Genomic DNA, 26,164 nt, shown 5'->3' with positions numbered 1-26,164 from the left:
CCTATTTTTGTCGAAGCGTCAAGAAAACGTATACATAATTTGCATATAATTTGCCAATTCTTTTTTTCTTCTTATATATTCAGATTTTCCTAAAGAAAAATCTGTTTTTATAAATGTGAAATGTTATATAATAATCCCTATAGAAAGAGGGGAATATTGTGAGTAAAAATACAATCGATACAACATCTTTAGAAGATGTTTCATTGAACGCCTTCGCTTATGAATTGCTACGTGAAGAATTACTACCTGATTTAATCGGCAACGATTTAGATGGTATTTTATACTGGTCTGGTAGAAACCTTGCAAGAAAATATCCGCTAGAAACAATTGAAGAAATCATTCAGTTCTTTGAAAAGGCTGGCTGGGGCACTTTAAGCATTGTTGAACATAAGCGTCGTGAAATGCAGTTCCAACTTAAAGGCACACTCATCGCAGAACGTCAAAAACAAAAACGACATTCTTCTTATCAACTAGAAGCCGGATTCATCGCTGAACAAATCCAAAAGCAACGGAACGTCGTTGCAGAGTCATACGAAGAAAAGAAAAAACGTTCTGACTCTATTACATTTCTTGTAAAATGGGATATAAAAGATCTCATTGAAGTGTAAGCATTACCTACAGTCAACTAGACATATCAGTTTAGTTGACTTTTTTGTATTTTCATTCAGATGAGTTTATTTTAAATCTTCAGAAATTATACCAAAAAACAGAAGACGTTGTAAACTACAACGTCTTCTTATCTGTTAAATACGTATAAATCGTCTCCGCGACATTTTTCGGCATACCCGCTTCGACAAATTCCTCTATAGAAGCTTCTTTCATCTTCTTTAATGAACCAAAATGTTTTAACAATACCTTTTTCCGTTTATCACCGATTCCTGGAATATCATCCAATGCTGATTGAATGACAGATTTCCCATGTAATTGACGATGGAATGTAATCGCAAATCGATGCACCTCATCTTGAATACGCTGCAATAAATAAAATTCTTGGCTATTTCTCTCAAGCATCACAGGTTCCGGTGGATCCCCAATAATTAAATGGGAGGTTTTATGTTTATCATCTTTTACAAGACCTGCCATCGGAATATATAATCCGAGCTCATTCTCTAAAATATCACTTGCAGCCGCTAGATGGCCTTTTCCTCCATCAATAATAATCAAATCAGGTAAAGGTGAATTTTCTTTAAGTGCCCTTGTATAACGGCGCCTCACAACTTCTCTCATAGACTCATAATCATCTGGCCCTTGAACCGTTTTAATTTTATATTTTCGATACTCTTTCTTCGCCGGTTTCCCATCGATAAAAGCAATCATTGCAGAAACGGGATTTGTTCCTTGAATATTTGAGTTATCAAACGCTTCAATACGATACGGCGTTTCAATCCCAAGCTGCTTCCCTAAATGATCTACCGCTTTAATCGTTCGTTCTTCATCACGTTCAATTAAGTAAAACTTCTCTTCAAGAGCAATCTTCGCATTTTTATTTGCCAATTCTACAAGGTCTTTTTTCTTACCACGTTTCGGCTGCGTCGCTTCCACTTCTAAAAAGCGCTCTACTAATTCCGAGTCTATACTTCCTGGAACGACAATTTCCTTCGGCTTAAAATGACTACTGTTTTCATAAAATTGGCCGATAAACGTTAAAAAACCCTCTTCTGGTTCATCGTAAATTGGAAACATAGAAACATCACGTTCAATTAGCTTTCCTTTTCGAACGAAGAAAACTTGAACACACATCCATCCTTTATCCACTGCATACCCAAACACATCACGATCCACTAAGTCACTCATAATCATCTTTTGTTTTTCCATAATCGCATCAATATGAGCAATTTGATCACGCAACTCTTTTGCACGTTCAAACTCTAGTTTCTCTGAGGCCTCATACATTTTTATTTCTAGTTCTGAACGAACTTCTTTATGTCCACCGTTTAAAAACTTAATAATTTCATCTACAATTTCTTTATTTTGTTCTTCCGTCACTTCTTTCACACAAGGCGCTAAACATTGACCCATATGATAATACAAACAAACTTTATCTGGCATATTCGTGCATTTCCGAAGTGGATACATACGATCTAGCAGTTTTTTCGTTTCATGAGCAGATTGTGCATTTGGATAAGGACCAAAATATTTCCCTTTATCCTTTTTTACGTTTCGAGTAATGAGTAAGCGCGGTTGCTTCTCCGCCGTAATTTTAATAAAAGGATATGTTTTATCATCTTTTAATTGAATATTATATTTCGGATCATATTTTTTAATTAGATTTAACTCTAAAATAAGTGCTTCTAAATTCGAAGAGGTTACAATATATTCAAAATCAACAATTTCTCCTACAAGCCGCAGTGTTTTCCCATCATGTGAACCAGTAAAGTACGAGCGCACACGATTTTTAAGCACTTTTGCCTTTCCGACATATATAACCGTTCCTTGCTTATCTTTCATCAAATAACAACCAGGTTGATCTGGTAAAATAGCCAACTTCTCTTTCAAATGTTCGTGCACTCGTCTCCCTCCATTTCTACATACTTAGCATTTTTATTTTCCCTTGAAAACATACTATGCCCAAACACCCAACATACGTTCTTTTATTGTAACGGAAAGACTGTAAAAAAGAAAATAAAAAAAGCTACCAAATGGTAGCTTTTTTTATTTTAGAAGTGTTTAGAAACTAATTCTACTAACGCTTCTTTCGGTTTGTAACCTAACGCTTGATCAACTACTTTACCGTCTTTTAATACGAAAAGAGCTGGAATGCTCATTACTTCGAATTGACGAGCAGTTTCTTGGTTTTCATCAACGTCTACTTTTACTACTTTTACTTTTTCGCCTAGTTCTGCATCAATTTCCTCTAATACAGGAGCGATCATTTTACAAGGTCCACACCAAGGTGCCCAGAAATCTAATAATACAACACCTTCGCTAGTTTCTGCTGCGAAGCTTTGGTCATTTGCGTTTACAATTGCCATTTTATTTCCTCCTTCAAGTATATTCTACCAAGAGTATATCATTAACTTATATACGTGGCGAATAATATGTATCGTTATGTATTGTAACAAAAAAATGTTCCTTTATACTATATAAAAATACGGATTAAATACTAAAAAGATGAGAGACAGGGGATCTCTCACCTTTTTCTATATATAGGGGTACTTCACTTGGAACTCAAGGGTACTTAAATCATGAATGTACTTTTAACTTTTTAAACTCTTCTGTTAAAAGAGGTACAACTTCGAATAAGTCACCGACAATACCATAGTCAGCTACTTTAAAGATACTTGCTTCTGGATCTTTATTGATCGCAACGATTATTTTTGAGTTTGACATACCTGCTAAATGCTGAATCGCACCAGAAATACCACATGCAATGTATAAGTCTGGCGTAACAACTTTACCAGTTTGACCAATTTGTAATGAGTAATCACAGTATTCAGCGTCACAAGCACCACGAGATGCCCCAACAGCGCCGCCTAGTACGTCTGCTAACTCTTTTAATGGCTTAAAGCCTTCTTCACTCTTCACACCACGTCCGCCAGCGATAATAACTTTTGCTTCAGAAAGATCCACACCTTCTGCTGTTTTACGGACAACATCTTGAATGATTGTACGTAAATCTTTCACATCAACTGTAATAGAAGATACGTCACCGCTGCGAGACTCATCTTTTTCCAGAGTTGCAATGTTATTTGGACGCACTGTCGCAAATAAGATGCCGTCTGTTACAATCTTCTTCTCGAATGCTTTACCAGAGTAAATTGGACGAGTGAAGATAACATTTCCACCTTCAACCTCTAAAGCAGTTACGTCAGAAACTAAACCAGCTTCAAGCTTCGCTGCTAATTTTGGTGATAAATCTTTACCAAGTGCTGTATGTCCAAAAACGATACCTTCTGGATTTTCTTCAGCATGTACAGCTAAAAACGCTTGTGCATAACCATCAGATGTATATGATTTTAATTTATCATTTTCAACTGTCACAACGCGATCTGCACCGTAATGAATCAATTCATTTGCAAAAGAGGCAACGCTGTCTCCAATTAGAAGACCTACTACTTCACCGCCTTCTGCAATTGTTTTTGCTGCTGCTACCGCTTCAAAAGAAACGTTACGTAGCGATCCATCACGAACTTCACCCATTACTAATACTTTACGAGCCATAGATTTTCCCTCCTGCATATATAATTTCGTATTTTATTAGATTACTTTCGCTTCTGTATGGAGCAACGATACAAGTTCTTTTACTTGATCTTGCAGCTCGCCTTGTAACACTTTTCCTGCATCTTTCTTAGGAGGCAAATAGATTTCAATTGTTTTTGTCTTTGCTTCCACATCATCTTCTTCTAAATCTAAATCATCTAATTCTAATTCTTCTAGCGGCTTTTTCTTTGCTTTCATAATACCTGGAAGCGATGGATAACGCGGTTCATTTAAACCTTGCTGTGCTGTTACTAAAACTGGTAATGAAGTTGCAATCACTTCTGTATCACCTTCAACATCACGCTCAATCTTCACATTTGTACCGTCAATTTCAAGTTTTGTAATTGTCGTTACATACGGAATATTTAACGCTTCAGCTACGCGTGGTCCTACTTGTCCAGATGCACCATCAATTGCAACGTTTCCGCCTAAAATTAAATCTGCATCTTTATCTTTTAAATATTCAGCAAGCACTTTTGCTGTCGTGAACTGGTCACCATTTTCTACATCATCTTCAATATTAATTAATACAGCTTTATCACAGCCCATTGCTAATGCAGTACGAAGTTCTTTCTCACTATCTTCGCCACCAACTGTTACAACTGTAACTTCTCCACCTTGTGCGTCTCTTACTTGAATTGCTTCTTCAATTGCATATTCATCGTAAGGGTTGATGATGAATTCCGCTTCGCCATCGTAAATTGCACCGTTTTTAATTACGATTTTTTCTTCTGTATCAAATGTTCGTTTCATGAGTACGTAGATGTTCATTCCATTTACCCCCTTGTTTTTCAGAAAGATTCTATCAATTTTAATTTTCTGTTAATTTATATTAAAAAAATAATTGAACTACCTGCCACTAAATGAAGGTTTACGCTTTTCTAAAAATGCAGCTACACCTTCTCTTCCATCTTCACTCGTAAATACTTCACCAAAAATCTGTGATTCACGTTGTACACCTTCATAGTAATGAGACGATTTTGTCGTTTGCAATAACTCTAGTACAGCACGAGTTGTTGCTGGACTTTTTCCAGCAATTTGTTTTGCAACTTTAAGCGTATCATCTAAAAGAGATTCTTCAGAGAACAATCCGTTAACAAGTCCCCACTTTAATGCTTCTGCACCAGTAATTGGTGTACTTGTTAACATCATTTCACAAGCTTTCGCTTTCCCAACATAACGTGGTAAGCGCTGTGTACCTGCAAAGCCAGGAATTAATCCAAGTGTTAATTCAGGTAAACCAAGTTTTGCACTTTCAGTTGCAAAGCGCATGTGGCAAGACATAGCAAACTCAAGGCCGCCGCCCAGTGCCGCTCCATGAATTGCCGCAATAACTGGTTTTGAACATTTTTCAACACGCTCAAACGTAACTTGTCCAAGCTGTGCTAATTCTGTTGCTTGCTTCGCTTCAGTAACAGATGTAAATTCTTTAATATCTGCTCCCGCTGAGAAGAAACGTCCTTCACCGTGAATAACAACAACACGAATGTTATCATCCTTTTCCACTTGATCAATTAATTCAGTAACGTCATGCATAACTTGTGAAGACATCGCATTCGCTGGTGCGTGATTTAATGTCGCCACCGCGATATGATCTTCAACTCTTACAGATAGGAATTTCAACATGATCCCTCCCATTATTGACGATAACCACAAGCTGCAATAAGTAGCCCGTGTACCGTTTTTGAAAGTGCGACCAGATCATACTTATGATCGCTCATTACCCAATTGGTCACTACTTCATCTACTGTTCCAAAGATCATTTGTCTTGCCACGCGAACATTTAAATCTGCTTGAAATTCACCTTGTTTTATACCAGTCTCTAAAATCTCATCCATAACTTGTAAGTAGCCTTTTAATACTTCATTTATTTTAAGGCGCAAGTCTTGATTGGACTGCCTCAGCTCTAATTGCGTAACGATAGCAAGAGGATCATTTTGCGACAACAGCAAGAAGTGCGTTTCTACCAACATGAATAACTTCGATACAGCGCTTTCAATTCCTGCTGTTTTTTGACGAATTGTTTCGACAAATTCTCCCATCTTCTCTTGGAATAAGGATATTAATATATCTTCTTTATTTTTAAAATATAAATAAATCGTGCCATCAGCTACCCCAGCTTGCTTTGCGATTTTAGAAACTTGCGCTTGGTGGTACCCATTCTCCGCAATCACAATGACTGCCGCATCAATAATTTGATTGTATTTCGGTCTATTTTTCTTCACTTTACTGTCCCCTTCAAGAAGATGACTGAATGAATAGTCATTCATATTCTTATAATACTGACTATTTAGAAAAGTGTCAATCCTATTTTTTCAAAAAGAAAGGGCCTTAGCCCGTTTGCTCATCCTCATTCTTTCTCTTCTCTTCATCTATTAGAACACGGCGTAAAATTTTCCCTACTGTCGTTTTTGGCAATTCATCTCTAAACTCATATACTTTCGGCACTTTATAAGCCGCTAAATATTTACGTGCAAACTGATTTAATTCTTCCTCAGAGCACTCCGTACCTTCTTTTAACACAACAAATGCTTTAACTGTCTCTCCTCGGTACGGATCTGGAACTCCAATTGTCACTACTTCTTGCACTTTTTCATGCTCATATAATACTTCTTCAACTTCACGAGGATACACATTAAATCCACTCGCGACAATCATATCTTTCTTGCGATCTTTTACATAGAAGAATCCATCTTCATCCATGTAGCCAACATCCCCTGTATGGAGCCAGCCATCTTGCAATACAGCCGCTGTTTCCTCTGGCTTATTCCAGTATCCTTTCATAATTTGAGGACCTTTCACTACAATTTCCCCTATTTCTCCTGGCGGTAATGCCTCACCAGTTTCAAGTGACATAATGATTGCTTCTGTATCTGGCCACGGAACTCCAATGCTACCTGGCACCCGCTTTTCCCATAAAAAATTACTATGTGTAACCGGAGAGGATTCTGTTAAACCATATCCCTCTACTAGTTTACCACCTGTAACTGTTTCGAACTTTTCCTGTACTTCTACTGGTAGTGGTGCTGACCCACTAATACAAGCACGAATAGAAGAAATATCGTATTCTTTTAAAAGTGGGCTATTTAAAAGAGCGATATAAATAGTTGGTGCCCCTGGAAATAGTGTCACTTTATGCTTCTTAATCGCTTCAAAAACCATTTTCATATCAAACTTTGGAATAAGGACCATTTTGTATCCTTGCATAACACTCAAATTCATAACAGCCGTCATACCGTACACGTGGAAAAATGGAAGAACCCCAAGAACGACTTCTTCTCCTTCTTTGCAATTATATAACCATTGAACTCCCATTAACGTGTTAGAGACGAGGTTTTTATGCGTTAACATAACTCCTTTCGGAAATCCGGTTGTTCCTCCTGTGTACTGTAAAAGAGCTAGATCATTTTCAGGATCACAAGGCACCTCAACATCCGTATTCACTTCTTTTTCTACTGAATTCCAAAGATGAATCGTTTCACTCTCTGATACTTTCACAACTAAATTTGACTGTTTTTTCTGCACAAATGGATACAATAGATTTTTAGGGAATGGTAAAAAGTCCGCAATACGAGTTACGATAATATGCTCAATTTTTGTAGCAGATTGAACATTCGTTACTCTTGGAAACACTAAATCGAGACAAAGAATTACTTTTGCTCCCGAGTCATGAAGCTGATATTCTAATTCTCTTTCTGTATACAGTGGGTTTGTTTGTACTACGATACCTCCCGCAAGTAATGTGCCGTAATAACCAATTACAGCTTGCGGACAATTCGGCAACATAATAGCAACTCGATCACCCTTTTCCACACCGAGCTTTTGAAGATAATTTGCAAACCTCTTCACCTTATCATGGAAGTCCGAAAACGTAATATCCTTCCCTAAAAAGTGAAGCGCTTTCTTTTCTGGGTAGCGAGATGCCATCTGTTCTACATATCTATGAAGCGGCTGAATATCATAAGAAATCGTACTAGGAATTTCCTCTGGATAACTTTTCAACCATGGTTTTTCCACCTTCATTCCCCCTTCAAATATATAAAAAATAAATGAATGTTCATTCATGATGGTTATTTTCATTATATTATAGTCACCATAACGTTACAATCATAATATTCTGACTTTTATATAACTATGCTTTACTTCATTAACTTCTTATTATATGTAGAAACTCTCTTAATCTTAAAAGAGTAAGAGAGTTATGGCTTAGCTCAATCTTATTATCGTTAACACTGCTCCTGGAGTAGTTGTTGATAATGTTGCGACAGCTAACAAACCAAATAATTGCAAGCTAATAGCATCTCCTGCTGCAAGAGTTGTAATGATTGTTGCGCTAAATGATGTGGTCGCTACAGCAGGAGAATTGATTGTTCCGGCAAGTGGTGCTCCATTGATTGTAATCCGTGAACTAACTAATAATGAAGCCGTTATATTAATCGAATATGAAATATAATAATTTCCAGCATTTGCAACCGTAAATACTGTATTTCCCCCGGAAACCGTAATACCTGGACCGATATTTTGATTATTCGGAAGCGGGACATTCGTTCCACCAAGAACTACCGATATCGCTGTTCCCGACGTATTATTTGCAAATGCATATGTCGCCGTGATACTTGTACCTGTAGCCCCGGTTGAGCCTGTTGCTCCCGTTACTCCTGTCGCCCCCGTTGGACCCGTTGCCCCTGTTATTCCTGTTGCCCCTGTTATTCCTGTTGGGCCTGTTGCTCCTGTTGGGCCTGTGTCGCCTGTTACCCCTGTTGCCCCCGTTGAACCCGTTGCTCCTGTTGGGCCTGTTGCTCCTGTTGCTCCTGTTGCTCCTGTTGCCCCCGTCGGACCGGTTGGACCAACCTTAGGAACTGTCCCATCGCAACTAAAACAGCATGAATCAACATGTACACCATTTTGATTATTACACCCACAATATCCATTTACGTTATTGCTCCATGAAGACATGTTGATCACTTCCTTTACATTCGATCTTTTTAGCGCAATCACCGACTTAAAAAACACCTATCTAAATAACAAAGAAATACTTTGCCTAGTCGGGGATAAAACACAGATTTCCTCCATACATTCTAGTAATTATTACATGCGATTCACTCTCCTTTTGCTTGTACTTTCGCCTTATCTCCACAGACTATTAACAATACACATTACACTATCGTACACAGCCACTTTCCCATTTAAACTTTCCACATTCGCCAATATTTTTAGTAAAGAGGCTTATTCTTCATAAATAGCGACTATAATATATAAAAATCCGTATAATTCGTTATTTTTCGTCAAAATTTTAAAAATATATTGACACTTAAAATACCCTCATAGTATGATTTGGGTGTTGTAATTGATAACCATTTTCACTTATGGTACTAGTTACAAAAAACACTTAATTTGGGGGCAGAAGATGCAGAAAATTCTCAGTATTTTCATAGTAGTTCTTCTATTCGCTGTTGGATGCGGACAGCAAAAAGAGGAGAAAAAAGAAACAAAAGCGGACAATAAAAATCAAGCTATAACAATTAAACACGCTGAAGGGGAAACGAAGTTAGATAAACCAGCAAAAAAAGTAGTTGTACTTGAGTGGGTATATTCTGAAGACTTATTAGCACTTGGTGTTCAGCCAGTAGGGATGGCAGACATTAAGAATTATAATAAATGGGTAAATACAAAAACAAAACCGAGTAAAGATGTTGTAGATGTAGGGACACGTCAACAACCAAACTTAGAAGAAATTAGCCGTTTAAAGCCAGACTTAATTATCACAGCTTCATTCCGTGGTAAAGCAATTAAAAATGAATTAGAGCAAATTGCACCAACAGTTATGTTTGATCCATCAACAAGTAATAACGATCACTTTGCTGAAATGACAGAAACATTTAAACAAATTGCAAAAGCAATTGGAAAAGAAGAAGAAGGTAAAAAAGTATTAGCTGATATGGATAAAGCATTCGCTGATGCAAAAGCAAAAATTGAGAAAGCAGACTTAAAAGATAAAAACATCGCAATGGCACAAGCATTTACTGCTAAAAACGTACCAACATTCCGTATCTTAACTGACAATTCTTTAGCTTTACAAGTTACAAAAAAATTAGGTTTAACAAATACTTTTGAAGCAGGAAAATCTGAGCCAGATGGTTTCAAACAAACAACTGTAGAATCATTACAAAGTGTACAAGATTCAAACTTCATTTACATTGTAGCGGATGAAGATAACATTTTTGACACGCAACTAAAAGGCAACCCTGCTTGGGAAGAATTAAAGTTCAAAAAAGAAAACAAAATGTATAAATTAAAAGGCGACACTTGGATTTTCGGTGGTCCTGAGTCTGCAACATCTTTAGCAACACAAGTAGCAGATGTAATGACAGCGAAGAAGTGATTACACGATGAATAGCCTAAAACATACACTTCGAGCAAGTCTTGTATTCGGAGGAGGAGCAGCTCTCTTGCTCCTCCTTTTCTTTATTCATATCGGACAAGGTCAAGCAAACATTTCCTATAGTATGATTATTGATGCTCTTATCTCACCGAACCAATCGCTAGAACATCAAACTTTAATCATGCTTCGATTACCTAGAGCTGTAATTGCCATTTTAGCTGGAGGCGCTCTTGCTGCATCAGGGGTTATTTTACAAACGTTAACGAAAAATCCACTTGCTGAATCCAGTACAATGGGTATTCACTCTGGCGCATATTTCTTTCTAGTAGCGGCTACAATTTTCTTACCGAAAGATTTACAAATTAATTCTCTTCTGTTCACATTTATCGGTGGTGCTATTACTGCTTTATTTGTATACCGTATTTCTGGTGGAAAAAAGGGAACCCCACTTAGAATGGCATTAGCTGGTATGGTCGTTACATTAATGCTCTCTGCCTTTACCGGAACGATGCAGCTTTTCTATGAAAATGAAACAGCTGGTTTATTTTTATGGGGAGCTGGCTCTCTTATTCAAAATAACTGGGATGGCGTTCAATTTGCTTTTCCATTTATCATTATTTCTTTCCTAGTTTTACTATTTATGTCTCGTAAACTCAACATTCTCTTACTTGGTGATGATGTTGCTATTTCTCTTGGTGAAAAAACAGCAGTAACACGTCTTATCGCCTTCATTGCTGCAATCTTTTTAACAGCAGTAATTGTTACTGTTGTTGGACCAATTGGCTTTGTCGGCTTAGTTGCACCTCATTTAATGCGCCTTATCGGATACCGTCAACACTTTACTCTTCTTCTCTCTTCTTTCTTATGGAGGGCAGTATTATTGCTTGGAGCAGATGTTGTCGGTAGATTAATAGATCCAACCGGTGCAGAACTTCCTGTTGGGGCAGTCACAGCAATGATTGGATCTCCTTGGCTTATTTACTTAGTGTATCGAATGATGAAGTCGAAACAATATATGAATGATAACGGTGCGAATGCAGCTGGAGCTAGTTCCCGCTATTACTCTTATAAAAAGGTAATCATTATATCTATCACACTTTGTATTGTGACGATTGCTCTTGGTGTTACAATCGGTAGTAACGCTTATATCGAAAGCATTACTAATGTTATATCAGGTCAATTAACACAATTTGACAAAAATATGATGATGAATCTTCGTTTACCAAGAATGCTCGTTGCTGCTATTGCTGGCGCATGCCTTGCAATAAGTGGGCTTGTTTTCCAAAGTATATTACGAAACCCACTTGCCGATCCTTCTATTATTGGTATTTCATCGGGAGCTGGTGTCGGTGCTTTAACGATTATGTATGTCTTCCCTGCACTTCCTGGTTTCTTCCTACCAATTGGTGCATTTATTGGCGGACTACTTGCAGTTGGAATTGTCCTCTTCTTCTCTTGGAAATCAGGATTTAGTCCAACAGCTCTCGCTTTAATAGGGATTGGTATTTCTGCGCTTGGCTCAGCAATTATTCAAATCTTTATCGTTAGAGCCAATTTGAATGTTGCCGCTGCTTTAACATGGTTATCTGGCAGTACGTATGCAAGAGGGTGGAATCACTTAGAAAATATCATTCTATATCCATCTCTAATTCTTGTATTCATTATCTTTTTCTTAATAAAACAACTTGACGTTCTCGTACTGGGAGACGATTTAGCAACTGGACTTGGGCAACCAGTAAATAAAACACGTCTTGCTCTAATTGTGCTAGCGACACTACTTGCATCAGTAAATATCGCTGCTGTCGGTACAATTGCCTTTTTAGGCCTTGTCGCACCTCACTTAGCAAGAATTGTTGTTGGTATGAACCATCAAAGACTATTCGTTTGCTCAGCACTGTTTGGAGCAATTCTTCTTTCTGTTGCTGACTTACTTGGACGTACAATCGCATATCCGAAAGAAATTCCTTCTGGCCTTGTCGTTGCTGTACTTGGAGCACCTTATTTCTTATGGTTGATGAGGAAGAGTGGGAAGAAAGTTAATTAAAAGACGGCTTCATATATGTGAAGCCGTCTTTTCCTATTATGGCATAAAATTAATATAGGCTTTGTACATAATATATATAACAAGTGAATACATGATTATATTGAACACACTTCGTTTTAAAGTTAACTTTCTCTTTAATTTCTTATCTTGTAATCTCAATTCTATTCCATTCGCTATTTTCAACCTACCTACTATTTGAAATAACTCTCTGTAATCATCAGCATTTCCCAATAATACGTATTCCTTATCATTTTTATACTTTATATGCAGAAACTCACTTCCACCTTTACGGTCTAATATTGTTTTCATATAAGCTACTTCATTCCATACACATACTTTTAAATCAACTTCATTATAATAACGATCCATAAAAACACATACAACCGTTAACACCTTACTCTGTGCCGTATCTAAAATACTATGAACTACCTTATAAATTAAATCTCCATATCGATCAATTGCTGTATGTAATGCTAACATATCTTGTTTTCGAAGACCTTCTACTATTTCTATATCCTTCACCCTTATCACCACTCTTTATCCCATTCTTTATTCATTATATATACGAATGAGCACATTCGTTTCCTGACACTTTTACAAATATTTTCTAATTGTTTTCATATTGTAGCAATGCTTAATTAATTATTTCTTGTGGAACAGGGATTATATTATCTCTCACGAATTTAATCTATGAACAAAAATAGGAGGGATAACTATGTACCAAACCATTGACGGCTTCTTGCAATCATGGACATACGAAGCAGAGTCTACTCAGAAAATGCTTGATTCATTAACCGATGCATCTTTATCACAAGAAATTGCACCTGGACATTGGACGTTAGGAAGAGTCGCTTGGCATATCGTGACGGCAATTCCTGTTATACTATCTGGCACAGGGCTAAAGTTTGAAGGAGAAACGAAAGATTATCCTGTTCAAACTTCTGCAAAAACAATTGCAGATGAGTACCGTAAAGTGAATGCGGCTTTTGTTGAAGCACTTCAAAGCGAATGGACTAATAAAGATTTAGCAACTATTAATGACTTCTTTGGTCGCCCTATGCCGAATTCTATATTTTTAATGACACTTATTAATCATCAAAATCATCACCGCGGGCAAATGACGGTTTTAATGCGACAAGCCGGCTTAACAGTTCCTGGCGTATATGGCCCCGCAAAAGAAGAATGGGCTGCGGCTGGAATGGAAGCTCCTAAAATGTAACGACAAAAAAGACAAGGTGTTTACACATCTTGTCTTTTTCTGTAACTTGTTTCATGTGAAACTATTTTTTCTAAATGGTTGTTTTATGGAATATATAGGTTAAAATGAATACATATTACGAAGAGGGGTAACCAAATTGAATACAAAAAATAAAAAAATAGCTATGGGAACTATTTTACTACCTTCTATTATTGGAGTTATTAGTATATCTCTTTATTTCACCTATTATGGTACCCCTTGGGGAAAACAAACAGCAATTACGGAATCAAAAGAATATATTACAAAATACTTCGATTTAGATGCGGCAGTCAAAAATACTTCTTACGATGCTAAAATGAATAGCTATGCGATCTCCTTTAAAACAAGTACCGACGGAGAGTTTACTATCGAATATAAAAGTCCAAATAACTTTAACATTTCTCCAGGAGTACAAGATTATTTAAGTAAACACTCTAAATTTACAGAGTAGTAACGAAGCATATATATACAAAAAAGGAGTTAGTATAACACCAACTCCTTTTACGTATTCTTATCATACTGCTATATCTTCCTTCTCTATATTTTTAATGCCGTAATACGCAATCACAACTCCAATTGCTGCGAGTGCTAGTTGAAGGGGAAGAAAAGTTGCTGTAGAAAACTCTGGGTTGCCATTCATTGCAATTGTGACAACGATAAGAGATGAAACAATTGTAGTTGGCACGGAACGTTTACGCATTCCGAAATATAATGGGATTAAACTCATCCCCGCAGTTGCAATGGCCAAAGGAACTAGTTTTATTCCTTCTTGCATCAATTGATCTACTGTAAATGAATTAGGAAGAATTGAAAAATAGCTATCTATACCAAAGAAAACTCCTACTACTAAAATGTTAGATACAATAACTGTTATAAATGTTACTATTGCTGCAATAGCCAACTTACTAGCCATCATTTTCTTCCGATTAATAGGGTAAGAAAACATAAGTAGTATTGTTTTATTTTTATATTCACCAATTATTAGCCTTGCGATTAATACACTACCAAAAACAATAAACGTTGCTCTTACTATTGTGCTAGCCATTAACAATATCGTCTCTGGATTCCTTATTTCTGCATCACCTTCTACTTGAGCAATGATGCTCACAAAGATCATTAATGCCAGTATAACAATATTTGCAATAATTGCTCTCTTCACGTACCAACCAAGCTTAAACTTTTTCAATTCTAGCTTCATTAAATGTAGCATGATAGTGTCCTCCTTCCTCCTAAGATTTAATCAATATAAATGACTCCTGTTTCACTTAAAATCTTCGCTTCATTTTTTGCATCACCAATCGTTCCTACTTTTATTTTTTCTGTATTTTTATCTTTCTTAAGTCCTTTTAAATCTACTATTACGTCAGCCGAATTACTTTTAGCCATAAGCTTCAATGATGCCGGGACACCTTTATACCGTACGCCAATATCCCCTGATTTTGTTTCTATAAATAATGATTTTCCTTCTGTCATATCTTTCAGCAATACTTCCCCAGATGTTGAAGTGATGTTCATATTTGAGTTACTTACATTTGTTATATAGTTATCACCAGTCGTAGACTTTATATTTAATTCTTGTACTGAACTATCTTTTACAACTAACTCTCCACTTTGCGATATGAATTCACCTTTCTCGGCTGATAGTCCTACAATCATTCCATCCCCAGATTTGCCTTTCGTCATGATACTTTTTACTACTAGATCTCTTATTTTCACATCACCCGATTTATTATTTACTATAATTTTATCTATCTCTTTCTTCGGAATAGCTATACATATACTATTCTTCTTCCTAAACGTAAAACCATTAAAAAATTTGTTCGCCTCTTGTTTTTGCTTAACCATAATTTTATTTTCATCATTTTCTATTTTGACGGGATCTATCTCTTTATCTGCTTGTTCACCTTGAGCGGAAATTACTATTTTATTAGCGTCTGTACTTTTAAATTCAAGATTCCAGTTTTCATTGTCTACTTGTATTTCTTTTATATTATTTATCTCAAAAGACTTTTCTTTCTTAAAATCTTTCCCCTGAAACACCTTAATACCAAAAACTACACTAGCAATTGTAATGAATAATATTGCAATTACTATTATTTTTTTCACCAGTCATACCCCAGTTCGTTGTTGTTTTAGGCTTGCTTCACGCCACATCGATCTTGTCGATTTTACGAAACGATAGATAACTAATGAAAATTCCTAATAAACAGAGCACGATTGGGATAGCTATAAAATCAAACATACTTACTTGACCGTTTCCAGGACCATAGTTACCACTAATCAGCAAGCCAATTATTACTGCTGAAGTAATCGTTGTCGGTGTCGATTTCTTTCTCATTCCAAAAAATAAAGGAATTAAACTTATACCAGATATCATAAATGCACTTATAATAGTACCTGGAACGATAGCTATTATTTCACCTATCGTAGCAGGTGTTTCAATCAGTCCCATCATTGGACTCACAAAATATACGAGCAAGCTAATAATGAAAGTCGCGATAATCGTGCTCACAAAACAAAAACAGAAAACAATTGTTAATTTCGCACTCATTAGCATTTTCCTTTGTAGCGGATACATAAATGATAGTTGTATCGTTTTGTTCTTATACTCATCAATTACTAAACGTGATAAAATGACTGAACTAAAAATAATGAATGTTATCCTAATAAAAATATTTACTAAAGCCATGTTCTGTGTGAAGTCAAAGAAGAGCACGTCTCCCTCGGCTTTCATTCCCCATGCCATAAGGCTTACTGCAGCGAAAATTGCTATAATACAAATTGCTACACTTTTAAAGTAACTAGATAATTGATGTTTCTTCCATTCGAGCTTCATTAATTTAAACATATAAACCACGCCTCCATTCTTTATATACCTGTCTCTACGCTGCTAACATTCTAATTCCAGCAGTAACGAAGCTTAACATTCCTATCACTAGTACAATGAACAACCATTTCCGCTCTGGTTTTCTATAATATAAAATTCCACTTATTAGCATTACGATAAATCCACTTACCAGGTTCAGCCACAGTCCATTAAGCATGAATACCTTCTCCATCCATTACATTTAAGAAATATTCCTCTAAAGAACTATGTTTCTTATTAATACTTTCAATTTCCACATCGTTCATAATAAGTGCTTTTGAAATGGCTTGCTGTGTCACCGCCACTTCATAAACCCGAATCATGTTTCCACTCATTATTTTGTAGTTTTTTATACCAAGTTTATCTTCTAAAATATAAGCTGCACGCTTCACATCAGGAACAGTAATTTCAATGTACTCTGTTTGTTTTCCGTTAATACTCTTCATTGAAACTTCTTTTATTAGTTTTCCATTTTGAATGACACCAATTGTATCCGCCATTAATTCCATCTCACCTAAAATATGGCTAGAAACTAATAATGTAATGCCATATTCTTTGCAGAGCATTTTAAATAAGTCTCTTAATTCTTTAATACCAATTGGATCTAAACCGTTAATGGGTTCATCTAAAATGAGTAATTCTGGCTTTGTTACGATTGCCCTTGCAATACCGAGTCGTTGTTTCATTCCTAATGAAAAATCTTTTACTTTTTTATTATCTATACCTTGCAGCTTCACTAAATGTAAAGCATGGTCAATTTCATTTCTATCGTAATAGCCCATATATTCACAATGTAATTCTAAGTTTTCTTTCGCCGTTAATTTATCATAAAAGATTGGGTATTCAATAATTGTCCCCATTCTCTTTAATACTTCATAAGATGTATCTGTTAACTTCTCACCGAAAATTTCAATCTCACCGCTCGTCGGTTTTATTAAATTTGTAATCATTTTCATAATCGTTGTTTTACCAGCACCGTTTGGTCCTAAGAAACCGTAAATTTCTCCTTTTTTCACATGCATGTTAACACCGGAAATAACTTCTTTCCCTTTAAACACTTTCGTTAACTGATTTGTTTTTAATATATATGTCATGTTACTTTCCCCTTTCGCAATACTCTATATTTCTATAATAGACAACGGAAATCTCTTTTTTCTTACCCGTTTCTTACAAATTCCTTACGCTGAAAAAAAAGCTTGTAGAATCTACTTCTCTACAAGCTAAAACTGCATCTTTTTTAATGCAACTGTAAAAATTGTTTTTTCATACGGCTTACTAGAAAGATGAATTTTTCCATCCATCGCTTCCACAAGCCTTTTCGTAATCGTTAACCCTAAACCGCTCCCTTGGTACAATCTATTTCTTGAATCTTCAAGTGTGTACATACGCTCGAACACTTTATCAATATGCGATTCATCAATTCCTTTTCCTGTATCCCATACGTCTATATACACATTCGTTTCATCATCTCTTAACGTCATACCAAGTGTCTTTCCATCGTCTCCATATGTAATCGCATTTGATATTAAATTGTTCAATACCCTGCCTAATACTTCTACATTTCCAAGTGCATATATATTTCTTTCCGGTATATCAATATGAACATGAAAACCTTTCGATGTTACTAAATCATAAAAAGATAAAATCTTCTCACGACAAACCTCATTCATATTTACTTTTGTCATCTCGATTGCCTTGTCACCAGATTCTAGTTTTGCTAAATCAAAAAACTTATGAATCAGTTCCATTACTTCTAGTGTTTTCACATGCACCTTTTCAAGTAATATTTGCTGTTCTTCTTTATTCATCGTTTTGTCCTTATTTAACATTTCTGTATATCCAAGAATAACTGTTAGTGGCGTCTTTAAATCATGTGAAATATTTGAAAGCATTTTTCTCATCGAAATTTCTACTTTTGCATGATCTGCATTCGTTTTCTGTTTTGCATCTAATAATTGATTAATTGCCACTAATAATTTTTGCAATTCTAGATCATCTGTCATAACGAGTAACTTCTCGCCCGTTTGTACATTTACAATATTTTCTAACTTTTCATATGTGTATCGTAAATTTTTACTACTATTTTTTCTCATTTTATATTGTATGTAAATGACACATAACAATATAAAAATAATACTTATTAACAAATTGACCATATTACATCACTTCCAACTTATAGCCGATACCCCATAACGTTTTAATATATTCTGGATTAGATGGATCACTTTCGATTTTTTCACGCAACCTTCTCATATGAACATTAATAACGTTATCGTCACCGTAATACTCTTCGTTCCAAATTAGTGTATATATTTGTGCTTTTGTAAATACACGATTTTGATTCTTTACAAACAATTTTAGAATCTCAAATTCTTTTAAAGTAAGTTTGAGAGGCTTCCCGTTTTTTTCTACAGTAAAATTAATTGGATCAATCGTTAAATCACCAATTTGAATCATCTTTTCTGTTGTTTCTGTAGCCGAATATTTCGTAGATCTTCGAATACCTGCCTTTACACGTGCAGCTAATTCAATCATAGAAAATGGCTTACAAATGTAATCATCTGCTCCAAGTCCTAATCCAACAGCTTTATCAACATCTGTATCTTTTGCCGACATCATTAAAATCGGAACAGCACTTTTTTCTCGAATGATTCGTACAACCTCTAAGCCATCTAGCTTCGGCATCATAATGTCGAGGATAATCAAATCAAATGAACCTTTTAAATATGTGTTCACGCCTTCTTCTCCATCAGACGCAATTGTTACTTGAAAGCCCTCTTTTATCAAATACTTTTCCACCATCTCTTGAATTGAGAGATCATCTTCAACTAATAAAATATGATGTGACATATGTCTATCCCCTTTTTACAAACGTTAACAACTCAATTGTATCGTAACTACTACAGACTGGAAACAAATATATGAATTTTCAAACCAACTTCCCTTCCTTCCTTAACAATGATATGATGAAATTCACTATGATTGTTCATAATTAACTTTATATAAAGGAGACTTATCATGTCAGAAAACAAAAAAGTAAGCTTAGCTGATTTAATGCGTGAACAACTTGCTAAGAAAAAGCAAGGAAATGGAAATGGTCAAAATGCAAAAAATCAAAGCCAAGAAACAAAAAAACTACAAAATCAACAAACGAAAAAGACAAACAACCAACGTAGACGTACAGGTGTGTAAATGAACGGACAAAAACGTTCTAATATCGCACCCGGTCTTGAAGTTGATATTGTATTAAAACAAGATCAACGAACAGGTAAATTAACACGTGGCATTGTAAAAGATATTTTAACAAACTCCCCTTCCCATCCGCATGGCATTAAAGTGCGATTGCAGGACGGACAAGTCGGTAGAGTACAAAATATCGTTCAATAAGAAAAGGAGCTCAAGTAAACTCGAGCTCCTTTTCTTTATTAACCTTTAATTTTCTCGATGAAAACTACTTTTAAATAGTCTCCTTCTTTAAATTGATCAATGGTACGGAAATCTTCTGGTAAAGAATGTTCTTCTAATATTTTATATTTGCCATTCATTTCTTTAAAGGCTGTATCGATAAAGCCTTTAAACTTTTTCATATCGAATGCGCTACAATTTGTAGAAGCAACGATAATTCCGTTATTTTCTGTAATGGCAATTGTTTCTTTTAATAAGTTTTTATAATCTTTCGCTGCACTAAATGTATATTTTTTTGATCGGGCGAAGCTTGGAGGATCAAGTACGACCATATCAAATTTCATCTTTTTCTTAGCTGCATATTTGAAGTAAAGAAATACATCTTCTACAATAATATCTTGTGCTTCATAATCAACTTCATTTACACTAAACTGCTCAATCGTTTTACTTAAACTACGATTTGCAAGGTCGACACTCGTCGTTTTACTCGCTCCACCAAGCGCTGCAAATACAGAGAAAGCACCTGTATAAGAGAACATATTTAACACAGTTCTTCCCTTCGCATATTTATCACGAATTTGTTTTCGCACGTTACGTTGATCTAAAAATACGCCAACCATCGCTCCGTCATTTAAATAAACAGCGAAGTTCACACCATTCTCTTTTACGATAAGCGGGAACTCACCGCGCTCTCCTGCTACGAAATCATCGCCTTCAATGTATTTCCCTTTCGTATCAAAACGCTTTTTCTCATAAATACCTTTAAAGTTTGCTACTTTTTGAAGAGCGGCTATAATCTCATCTCTGAAAGTGTAAATCCCTTCACTATACCAACTTACTACGTAGTAGCCATCATAATAATCGATAATTAGTCCTCCAAGACCATCACCTTCACCATTCACCACACGGAATGCTGTCGTATCACTTGATTTGTAAAATTGCTTTCGTTTATGTAAGGCAGATTTGATTTTACTTTCAAAGAAAGATTGATTAATTTGTTCACTCTCTTTTCTCGTTAAAATCCAGCCATATCCTTTATTTTGTTTTCCATAATAACCTTTTCCGACAAAGTTGTTCTTCTCATCTACTACTTTAATGATTGTTCCTTCTTCCTGAACATCATTTAAATTTTGAATCGCATCTTTTAAAATAAGCGGATATCCACTTTTAATTTCTTTTATAAATTTAGGTTTTATTTTTACTGTTACTTCTGATCGCATATAATAACTTCCTTTCCATTTGCATGCTTTCTCTACAGGAAGCATTTAAAAAACGAGACTGAAAAAACAGCCTCGTTTCACTATACCATATTATTGCTTTGCTAGTACAACTAGCTCATTCTCGCACTTAATCGCCACATATTTACTACGTTTTGAAATGAAAATCTCACTGTCCAAAATAATAGAAAAAAACTTATATATTTCACATTTACCATTGACAATGATAATGATTTTCATTATCATTTAATGTATATGAGTTCTTGAAAATATAGCTACATTTATAGGAGGAATAAACATGATTATTGTTACAAATACAGCTAAAATTACAAAGGGAAATGGACATAAATTAATTGAGCGTTTTAATAAAGTAGGTAAAGTTGAAACGATGCCAGGCTTTTTAGGTCTAGAAGTTCTTTTAACGCAAAATACAGTTGATTATGATGAAGTAACAATTAGCACTCGCTGGAATGCAAAAGAAGATTTCCAAGGTTGGACAAAGAGCGCTGCATTTAAAGATGCTCACTCACATCAAGGCGGAATGCCAGAATATATTCTTGATAATAAAATTGCTTACTATGATGTAAAAGTTGTACGTATGCCAATGGCTGCAGCACAGTAAAAACAGTCCTTTTTTAAAGTATAGAATATGAGAAGCGTTACCTATCACTTCTCATATTCTATACTTTTTTCTTTAATTTCTTTTTACTAATTTTGCGTGTACAACTAGCCTTCCAGCCTCTGGATCAAGCGCATAATCACAAGTAGAAAGTGTTACGATTTCATCATTAGCCGTCAATTCCGTATCCGTTTTGTACAGTGATTTTTCTTGAATTTCCTTTAAGAACGATGTATATGCTGCATCATTTTCAAAATCCGTTTCAATGTAATAAAAGTCCGTTGTTGTCGTGTATACTGAAAAAACTTCCACGTCGTATCCTTCAAATAATGTATCGTAATATAATTTACGATGAGACATAAAAAAGTCTTCATCCAACATCTTTTTTAAACTACCAAACATAGAACCGTCTTTCATACGATGGCCATATAAAATCGTATTTCGATTTTGAGATTTCACATCATTACGATGGTCCATAAAAATGCTTCCCGCTCTCATATCTTCACCTTTATAATTACGAAATAAATAGTAATCATTATCTTTTGCTTGAACGATTGGATAATTAATTTGTGTATCATCCATCGTAATCCATCCGACTATCTCTGGATTAATTTTCTGGAGATCCTGAAACTGTTTACGTACCTCTCCATCTTCTGATTTTTCTTCCATTGGACTTCTTTTATAAATATGTTGTGCCTCAGCCATTACTTTACGATTTTCATAATAATCCATGAAAATCCCGCCCAACTCATAAATTGAATAGAAAAAGATTCCTAAAAACACAATTGTAAGTATGCGTTGAAAAAAAGAATTCTTTTTCCGTCCTTTCTTACTATTCAAATTATCACCTCAAAACGGATTATGCTCAGCCTTTAGATTCCCATAGGTACCATGTACAATCCGGTATCTTCATCCTGCTTTACAATGACATCTACACCATATATTGCTTTAACCATTTCTTCTGTTATTACATCATTAGGAATACCTTTCGTAATGATTTCTCCATCTTTCATAACGATAATATGGTCGCTATAACGAATGGCTTGATTAATATCATGTAATACCATTACAATCGTTAGTCCATGCACTTCATTTAACTCTTTCACTAACTCTAATATTTCTAACTGATAGTAAATATCTAAATATGTGGTCGGTTCATCTAAGAAGAGCATTGGTGTATTTTGAGCTAATGTCATCGCGATCCAAACTCGCTGCCTCTCTCCACCAGATAAAGCATAAATTGGCTTATCACGCTTACTTTGTAAATTCGTACATACTAGTGCACGCTCAATCGCTTCTCTATCTTCATCTGTTTGCGGAGAGAATATATTTTTATATGGCATACGCCCGAAGCTTATTAGCTTTTCCACTGTAATATCTGCTGGAGCCTCATTTTGTTGATGGACAACCGCTAGCTTTCTAGCAAACTCTTTCGGTTTATATTCACCAATCGCTTTCCCATCAAGTATTACTTCTCCACTGCTAGGAGCGTGGTTTCTAGACATGACACTAAGTAATGTTGATTTCCCACATCCATTCGGTCCAATGATTGTTGTAATTTTCCCAATTTCTATTTCACTACTAACAGACTTTAAACGATTTGTTACGTTATCGTATGAAAAGGTTACATTTTTAATTTCCATGAACTTTATCACTCTTTCTAAGCAAAAATATTAAGAATGGACCACCAATAACCGCCATAATTGTTGCTGCTGGAATTTCGTTAGGTGGCACAATTAACCTTCCAATCGTATCTGCCGTCAAAATTAATAACGCCCCTGCAAGAGCAGAAAATGGAATTAATACTTTATGGTCTGAACCGACTAATTGTCTTGAAATATGCGGAACTAGTAATCCTACAAAAGCAATAACACCTGCAATCGCTGTTGATACTGCCGCTAAGAGTACTGCAATGGCAGAAATAATAAGACGAACTCTCGTCACGTGCAAGCCTAAGTTTTTCGCAGTCTTATCTTGTAGCGATAATAAGTTACACCAAGCTCCTACGAACAGAGCAAGAATAAGACCAATCGTTCCATAAGTCACCATTATTTCTACATCGCCCCACGTCTTCATTGTTATGTTAGAAGTCGTCGTTTGCTTAATACTCTTAATAAAATATCCACAAATCGTAACGAATGATTCATTTAATCCAGTAAACATTGCATTAATGGCAATACCAATTAAAATAATGCGAAGCGGGCTTAATCCTGATTTCCATGAAAACGAATAAACGAGATAACATGCAAGCGCACCACCTAAAAAGGCGAATACAGGTGTCCAGAAAAAGAATTGCGGGAACAACGTAATAATAACGAGTGTCATAAAACTTGCTCCTGAAGATATACCGATTACCCCAGCATCAGCGAGTGGATTTTTCATAACAGCTTGAAAAAGCACACCTGAAACAGCGAGAGCCGCTCCAGTGAACAACGCAATAATAATACGCGGAAAACGTAAATCTTTAATGACTTCAACATCTTCATTTCCACCTGTAAATATCCCTTGTACAAGTTCAACAATACCTACTTCTAAACTACCTTTCATCGCTGACAATGATGTCATAACAATAAGCAATGCAGTAACAATGAGGAAACTCCAAGTTTTTTTATTCATTCTACTCTTCCTTTATATTAAAATGCATCACGGATACATCATTTTTTTCAATTCATCTAATGCTTCAATTGCTGCTAAATTACCTGTCGTTCCAAATAAACGCTCTTCTAAATCGTAAACACGGTTATTTTTAACCGCAGCAAAGTGTTTCCAAATATCATTTGTTTTAAATTCTTTATCAAACATTTTTACAACTTCATCAGGCATACCATGAGCTGCTCGTAAAATAATATCTGGATCAGCTTTCTTTAAATACTCTGTATTAGAAGCTAAATATTCTACTTGTTCACCTTGCACAATATTTTTACCACCTAGTTGTTTCACTAAATCTCCAATATAAGAATGCTCTGTTGCTACTAAATAACTTCCCGGCACACCTAATAAAATAAGCACTGTCGGTTCTTTCTTTCCTTTTACTTCTTTTTGAATGCTAGCAACCTTTTTATCTAATTTAGTTACTACTGCTTCGGCCTGTTTTTCACGCCCATATTTCTTACCTAAATCGCTAATAGAACTTTGCATATTTTTCAAACTCGTTAAATCTAAAAAGTTTGCTTTCATACCCACACCATCAAAAACTGGCTTTAATTCATATTCAAGTGTTGTCACAGATAACACTTCTGAAGGCTTTAATGACTTTACCTTTTCCATATCTGGACTCATTGGATTCCCAACTTCAGGTAAACCTTTATATCGCTTCGGTAAAGTTTTAGAACTTGTTGGAACGCCGACTAAATCTACTTCTAACGCATCCATAATTTCAGTAACAGCCACTGTTGTTGCAACGACGTGCTCTTTACTTTCACTCTTTACCTGCTTTGCTGATTCTTTTTTTGGTGATGAGCACCCGGCTATACTCATTAACAAAATGATAGCCATTAGTACACTTGCAATTTTCTTCACTCTCAATCACCACTCCTTTCCATACAATATGAAACAAGTCTTGATGCACGCGAACATGCATCAAGACTCCAAAAATTACAATCTACCTGCTCTATATTTACGAACTAGTAAAGCAAGTGAACCTAGCAGTAACACCATGTATAAACCAAGTTGTGCTGTATCTGCAGTTTTTGAGTTTTTCTCTTTTTTTGAATCATTTTTTGTATCTTCTTTTTTCTTCTGACCATCTGCATTTCGGTTAAAATCAGGAGTACCTACTGTTTTTACATTATCTACTTTCGGTGTAGTCACTGGATTTTTCGGTTCATTTTTCGGTTCCTCTTTAATAGTTCCTAACGCGCCGATATTATTTGTATCAAATTGAATTTGTACATCGTAGAAATGATGGTAGTTCATCTCATCGATGTCTACCTTTACTTTTGCATTTAATTTTTTAAATAGATCTTCTACTTCAAACTGTACTACTCGCGTATTTGCATTTTTATCTTCGCTTACTACTTTCGCATCAGCGAATAGTTCCTTATTTTCCGTTTGGAATTTCGTAATCCACGCACTATTTTTCAGCGTCATCTCAATGTATTTTTTACCATCTTTTACGATTAATTTCGCTGGATTTACAACATAGTCATGCATCTTTGAAATCTCATCTGTTTTATCTTTTAATACTTTAAATGT

30 protein-coding genes are annotated in these 26,164 nt (G+C 35.5%); 8 read left to right on the top strand and 22 right to left on the bottom strand.

Annotated elements, in window-relative coordinates; translation table 11 throughout:
- The first annotated feature begins 158 nt into the window (after window positions 1–158).
- Entirely contained in the window at window positions 159–608 is a 450-nt protein-coding gene (locus tag DN404_RS11895; protein ID WP_000042221.1) for a YslB family protein, read from the top strand.
- Window positions 609–723: 115 nt separating this feature from the next.
- On the opposite strand, the gene uvrC is transcribed toward DN404_RS11895, so the two are convergent.
- The 8 genes from uvrC to DN404_RS11855 all read right to left on the bottom strand — a co-directional run bounded on the left by uvrC (window position 724) and on the right by DN404_RS11855 (window position 9,156).
- Window positions 724–2,508: an excinuclease ABC subunit C gene (gene uvrC / locus DN404_RS11890; RefSeq protein WP_000544296.1), complete on the bottom strand. Its 1,785-nt coding sequence runs from the start codon at window positions 2,506–2,508 to the stop codon at window positions 724–726.
- A 149-nt stretch (window positions 2,509–2,657) separates the two neighbouring features.
- Window positions 2,658–2,972 (bottom strand): thioredoxin, encoded by a 315-nt coding sequence (gene trxA, locus DN404_RS11885; RefSeq protein ID WP_001018943.1) that lies wholly within the window; start codon window positions 2,970–2,972, stop codon window positions 2,658–2,660.
- A gap of 211 nt (window positions 2,973–3,183) precedes the next feature.
- Window positions 3,184–4,161, bottom strand: coding sequence for an electron transfer flavoprotein subunit alpha (gene etfA / locus DN404_RS11880; protein WP_000101945.1), 978 nt, complete (start codon window positions 4,159–4,161; stop codon window positions 3,184–3,186).
- A 36-nt stretch (window positions 4,162–4,197) separates the two neighbouring features.
- On the bottom strand, window positions 4,198–4,971 hold the full coding sequence (etfB, locus tag DN404_RS11875) for an electron transfer flavoprotein subunit beta (RefSeq protein WP_001029028.1): 774 nt from the start codon (window positions 4,969–4,971) through the stop codon (window positions 4,198–4,200).
- A gap of 78 nt (window positions 4,972–5,049) precedes the next feature.
- Window positions 5,050–5,826: an enoyl-CoA hydratase gene (locus DN404_RS11870; RefSeq protein ID WP_000911292.1), complete on the bottom strand. Its 777-nt coding sequence runs from the start codon at window positions 5,824–5,826 to the stop codon at window positions 5,050–5,052.
- Window positions 5,827–5,837: 11 nt separating this feature from the next.
- Window positions 5,838–6,425 (bottom strand): TetR/AcrR family transcriptional regulator, encoded by a 588-nt coding sequence (locus DN404_RS11865; RefSeq protein ID WP_000742223.1) that lies wholly within the window; start codon window positions 6,423–6,425, stop codon window positions 5,838–5,840.
- A 106-nt stretch (window positions 6,426–6,531) separates the two neighbouring features.
- The gene (locus DN404_RS11860; protein WP_142288684.1) at window positions 6,532–8,217 is read right to left on the bottom strand and encodes a long-chain-fatty-acid--CoA ligase; all 1,686 of its coding nucleotides are present in this window, start codon (window positions 8,215–8,217) and stop codon (window positions 6,532–6,534) included.
- A gap of 189 nt (window positions 8,218–8,406) precedes the next feature.
- Complete coding sequence (locus DN404_RS11855) at window positions 8,407–9,156, bottom strand: BclA C-terminal domain-containing protein (protein WP_149215090.1); 750 nt, start codon at window positions 9,154–9,156, stop codon at window positions 8,407–8,409.
- Between the two features lie 451 nt (window positions 9,157–9,607).
- Here DN404_RS11855 and DN404_RS11850 point away from each other — a divergent pair, with 451 nt between their 5' ends.
- Together DN404_RS11850 and fhuB are read left to right on the top strand one after the other, a co-directional pair.
- Window positions 9,608–10,582, top strand: a complete 975-nt coding sequence (locus DN404_RS11850) for an ABC transporter substrate-binding protein (RefSeq protein WP_149215089.1) — start codon at window positions 9,608–9,610, stop codon at window positions 10,580–10,582.
- A 7-nt stretch (window positions 10,583–10,589) separates the two neighbouring features.
- Window positions 10,590–12,626 (top strand): Fe(3+)-hydroxamate ABC transporter permease FhuB, encoded by a 2,037-nt coding sequence (gene fhuB / locus DN404_RS11845; protein ID WP_149215088.1) that lies wholly within the window; start codon window positions 10,590–10,592, stop codon window positions 12,624–12,626.
- 36 nt (window positions 12,627–12,662) lie between these two features.
- On the opposite strand, the gene DN404_RS11840 is transcribed toward fhuB, so the two are convergent.
- Window positions 12,663–13,157 (bottom strand): hypothetical protein, encoded by a 495-nt coding sequence (locus DN404_RS11840; protein WP_002179947.1) that lies wholly within the window; start codon window positions 13,155–13,157, stop codon window positions 12,663–12,665.
- A 184-nt stretch (window positions 13,158–13,341) separates the two neighbouring features.
- On the opposite strand from DN404_RS11840, the gene DN404_RS11835 reads away from it, so the two are divergent.
- Together DN404_RS11835 and DN404_RS11830 are read left to right on the top strand one after the other, a co-directional pair.
- Complete coding sequence (locus tag DN404_RS11835) at window positions 13,342–13,845, top strand: DinB family protein (RefSeq protein ID WP_088362147.1); 504 nt, start codon at window positions 13,342–13,344, stop codon at window positions 13,843–13,845.
- Window positions 13,846–13,981: 136 nt separating this feature from the next.
- Window positions 13,982–14,314, top strand: a complete 333-nt coding sequence (locus tag DN404_RS11830; RefSeq protein ID WP_149215087.1) for a YfjL-like protein — start codon at window positions 13,982–13,984, stop codon at window positions 14,312–14,314.
- A 63-nt stretch (window positions 14,315–14,377) separates the two neighbouring features.
- On the opposite strand, the gene DN404_RS11825 is transcribed toward DN404_RS11830, so the two are convergent.
- The 7 genes from DN404_RS11825 to DN404_RS11800 all read right to left on the bottom strand — a co-directional run bounded on the left by DN404_RS11825 (window position 14,378) and on the right by DN404_RS11800 (window position 19,579).
- Window positions 14,378–15,073, bottom strand: coding sequence for an ABC transporter permease (locus DN404_RS11825; protein ID WP_006917761.1), 696 nt, complete (start codon window positions 15,071–15,073; stop codon window positions 14,378–14,380).
- Between the two features lie 26 nt (window positions 15,074–15,099).
- Window positions 15,100–15,969 (bottom strand): DUF4097 family beta strand repeat-containing protein, encoded by an 870-nt coding sequence (locus DN404_RS11820; RefSeq protein WP_000721005.1) that lies wholly within the window; start codon window positions 15,967–15,969, stop codon window positions 15,100–15,102.
- 37 nt (window positions 15,970–16,006) lie between these two features.
- Complete coding sequence (locus DN404_RS11815; protein ID WP_000475549.1) at window positions 16,007–16,711, bottom strand: ABC transporter permease; 705 nt, start codon at window positions 16,709–16,711, stop codon at window positions 16,007–16,009.
- 34 nt (window positions 16,712–16,745) lie between these two features.
- On the bottom strand, window positions 16,746–16,907 hold the full coding sequence (locus tag DN404_RS30540) for a hypothetical protein (protein ID WP_000931813.1): 162 nt from the start codon (window positions 16,905–16,907) through the stop codon (window positions 16,746–16,748).
- The gene (locus tag DN404_RS11810) at window positions 16,900–17,823 is read right to left on the bottom strand and encodes an ABC transporter ATP-binding protein (RefSeq protein ID WP_000221071.1); all 924 of its coding nucleotides are present in this window, start codon (window positions 17,821–17,823) and stop codon (window positions 16,900–16,902) included. Before DN404_RS11810 ends, DN404_RS30540 begins: the two co-directional genes overlap by 8 nt.
- Window positions 17,824–17,949: 126 nt before the next feature.
- Window positions 17,950–18,885, bottom strand: a complete 936-nt coding sequence (locus DN404_RS11805; RefSeq protein ID WP_016125943.1) for a HAMP domain-containing histidine kinase — start codon at window positions 18,883–18,885, stop codon at window positions 17,950–17,952.
- 1 nt (window position 18,886) lies between these two features.
- Window positions 18,887–19,579, bottom strand: coding sequence for a response regulator transcription factor (locus tag DN404_RS11800; RefSeq protein ID WP_000018056.1), 693 nt, complete (start codon window positions 19,577–19,579; stop codon window positions 18,887–18,889).
- A 168-nt stretch (window positions 19,580–19,747) separates the two neighbouring features.
- Here DN404_RS11800 and DN404_RS30535 point away from each other — a divergent pair, with 168 nt between their 5' ends.
- Both DN404_RS30535 and DN404_RS11795 read left to right on the top strand, forming a co-directional pair.
- Window positions 19,748–19,921, top strand: a complete 174-nt coding sequence (locus DN404_RS30535; RefSeq protein ID WP_001293578.1) for a hypothetical protein — start codon at window positions 19,748–19,750, stop codon at window positions 19,919–19,921.
- The gene (locus DN404_RS11795) at window positions 19,922–20,116 is read left to right on the top strand and encodes a YwbE family protein (RefSeq protein WP_001014310.1); all 195 of its coding nucleotides are present in this window, start codon (window positions 19,922–19,924) and stop codon (window positions 20,114–20,116) included.
- A gap of 38 nt (window positions 20,117–20,154) precedes the next feature.
- Here DN404_RS11795 and DN404_RS11790 read toward each other — a convergent pair whose 3' ends face one another.
- Window positions 20,155–21,354, bottom strand: coding sequence for a class I SAM-dependent rRNA methyltransferase (locus tag DN404_RS11790; protein ID WP_006916399.1), 1,200 nt, complete (start codon window positions 21,352–21,354; stop codon window positions 20,155–20,157).
- A 295-nt stretch (window positions 21,355–21,649) separates the two neighbouring features.
- Between DN404_RS11790 and isdG the strand changes: the two genes are divergently transcribed.
- Entirely contained in the window at window positions 21,650–21,973 is a 324-nt protein-coding gene (gene isdG / locus DN404_RS11785) for a heme oxygenase (RefSeq protein WP_000587818.1), read from the top strand.
- A gap of 72 nt (window positions 21,974–22,045) precedes the next feature.
- On the opposite strand, the gene srtB is transcribed toward isdG, so the two are convergent.
- The 5 genes from srtB to DN404_RS11760 all read right to left on the bottom strand — a co-directional run.
- A complete protein-coding gene (gene srtB, locus DN404_RS11780) occupies window positions 22,046–22,810 on the bottom strand; it encodes a class B sortase (protein ID WP_001086120.1) in 765 nt (254 codons plus the stop codon).
- Between the two features lie 32 nt (window positions 22,811–22,842).
- Window positions 22,843–23,613 (bottom strand): ABC transporter ATP-binding protein, encoded by a 771-nt coding sequence (locus DN404_RS11775; protein ID WP_000403758.1) that lies wholly within the window; start codon window positions 23,611–23,613, stop codon window positions 22,843–22,845.
- The gene (locus DN404_RS11770; protein ID WP_001036848.1) at window positions 23,603–24,586 is read right to left on the bottom strand and encodes a FecCD family ABC transporter permease; all 984 of its coding nucleotides are present in this window, start codon (window positions 24,584–24,586) and stop codon (window positions 23,603–23,605) included. Before DN404_RS11770 ends, DN404_RS11775 begins: the two co-directional genes overlap by 11 nt.
- 27 nt (window positions 24,587–24,613) lie before the next feature.
- Window positions 24,614–25,495, bottom strand: coding sequence for a heme ABC transporter substrate-binding protein IsdE (gene isdE, locus DN404_RS11765; RefSeq protein WP_016110770.1), 882 nt, complete (start codon window positions 25,493–25,495; stop codon window positions 24,614–24,616).
- 69 nt (window positions 25,496–25,564) lie between these two features.
- On the bottom strand, window positions 25,565–26,164 hold a 600-nt coding region (locus DN404_RS11760), incomplete at its 5' end, for an NEAT domain-containing protein (protein WP_149215086.1).

It is taken from the genome of Bacillus sp. TE8-1 (genome assembly GCF_008368855.1).
Lineage (GTDB): Bacteria > Bacillota > Bacilli > Bacillales > Bacillaceae_G > Bacillus_A > Bacillus_A cereus.
This window is presented reverse-complemented; position numbering and strand designations above follow the sequence as displayed.

What these genes read in the sequence shown, in the direction of transcription:
- trxA (WP_001018943.1), bottom strand. Translation starts at nt 2,972, where the DNA reads ATGGCAATTGTAAACGCAAATGACCAAAGCTTCGCAGCAGAAACTAGC.
- etfA (WP_000101945.1), bottom strand. Translation starts at nt 4,161, where the DNA reads ATGGCTCGTAAAGTATTAGTAATGGGTGAAGTTCGTGATGGATCGCTA.
- etfB (WP_001029028.1), bottom strand. Translation starts at nt 4,971, where the DNA reads ATGAACATCTACGTACTCATGAAACGAACATTTGATACAGAAGAAAAA.
- DN404_RS11870 (WP_000911292.1), bottom strand. Translation starts at nt 5,826, where the DNA reads ATGTTGAAATTCCTATCTGTAAGAGTTGAAGATCATATCGCGGTGGCG.
- DN404_RS11855 (WP_149215090.1), bottom strand. Translation starts at nt 9,156, where the DNA reads ATGTCTTCATGGAGCAATAACGTAAATGGATATTGTGGGTGTAATAAT.
- DN404_RS11850 (WP_149215089.1), top strand. Translation starts at nt 9,608, where the DNA reads ATGCAGAAAATTCTCAGTATTTTCATAGTAGTTCTTCTATTCGCTGTT.
- fhuB (WP_149215088.1), top strand. Translation starts at nt 10,590, where the DNA reads ATGAATAGCCTAAAACATACACTTCGAGCAAGTCTTGTATTCGGAGGA.
- DN404_RS11835 (WP_088362147.1), top strand. Translation starts at nt 13,342, where the DNA reads ATGTACCAAACCATTGACGGCTTCTTGCAATCATGGACATACGAAGCA.
- DN404_RS11825 (WP_006917761.1), bottom strand. Translation starts at nt 15,073, where the DNA reads ATGCTACATTTAATGAAGCTAGAATTGAAAAAGTTTAAGCTTGGTTGG.
- DN404_RS11815 (WP_000475549.1), bottom strand. Translation starts at nt 16,711, where the DNA reads ATGTTTAAATTAATGAAGCTCGAATGGAAGAAACATCAATTATCTAGT.
- DN404_RS30540 (WP_000931813.1), bottom strand. Translation starts at nt 16,907, where the DNA reads ATGCTTAATGGACTGTGGCTGAACCTGGTAAGTGGATTTATCGTAATG.
- DN404_RS11810 (WP_000221071.1), bottom strand. Translation starts at nt 17,823, where the DNA reads ATGACATATATATTAAAAACAAATCAGTTAACGAAAGTGTTTAAAGGG.
- DN404_RS11805 (WP_016125943.1), bottom strand. Translation starts at nt 18,885, where the DNA reads ATGGTCAATTTGTTAATAAGTATTATTTTTATATTGTTATGTGTCATT.
- DN404_RS11800 (WP_000018056.1), bottom strand. Translation starts at nt 19,579, where the DNA reads ATGTCACATCATATTTTATTAGTTGAAGATGATCTCTCAATTCAAGAG.
- DN404_RS30535 (WP_001293578.1), top strand. Translation starts at nt 19,748, where the DNA reads ATGTCAGAAAACAAAAAAGTAAGCTTAGCTGATTTAATGCGTGAACAA.
- DN404_RS11795 (WP_001014310.1), top strand. Translation starts at nt 19,922, where the DNA reads ATGAACGGACAAAAACGTTCTAATATCGCACCCGGTCTTGAAGTTGAT.
- DN404_RS11790 (WP_006916399.1), bottom strand. Translation starts at nt 21,354, where the DNA reads ATGCGATCAGAAGTAACAGTAAAAATAAAACCTAAATTTATAAAAGAA.
- isdG (WP_000587818.1), top strand. Translation starts at nt 21,650, where the DNA reads ATGATTATTGTTACAAATACAGCTAAAATTACAAAGGGAAATGGACAT.
- DN404_RS11775 (WP_000403758.1), bottom strand. Translation starts at nt 23,613, where the DNA reads ATGGAAATTAAAAATGTAACCTTTTCATACGATAACGTAACAAATCGT.
- DN404_RS11770 (WP_001036848.1), bottom strand. Translation starts at nt 24,586, where the DNA reads ATGAATAAAAAAACTTGGAGTTTCCTCATTGTTACTGCATTGCTTATT.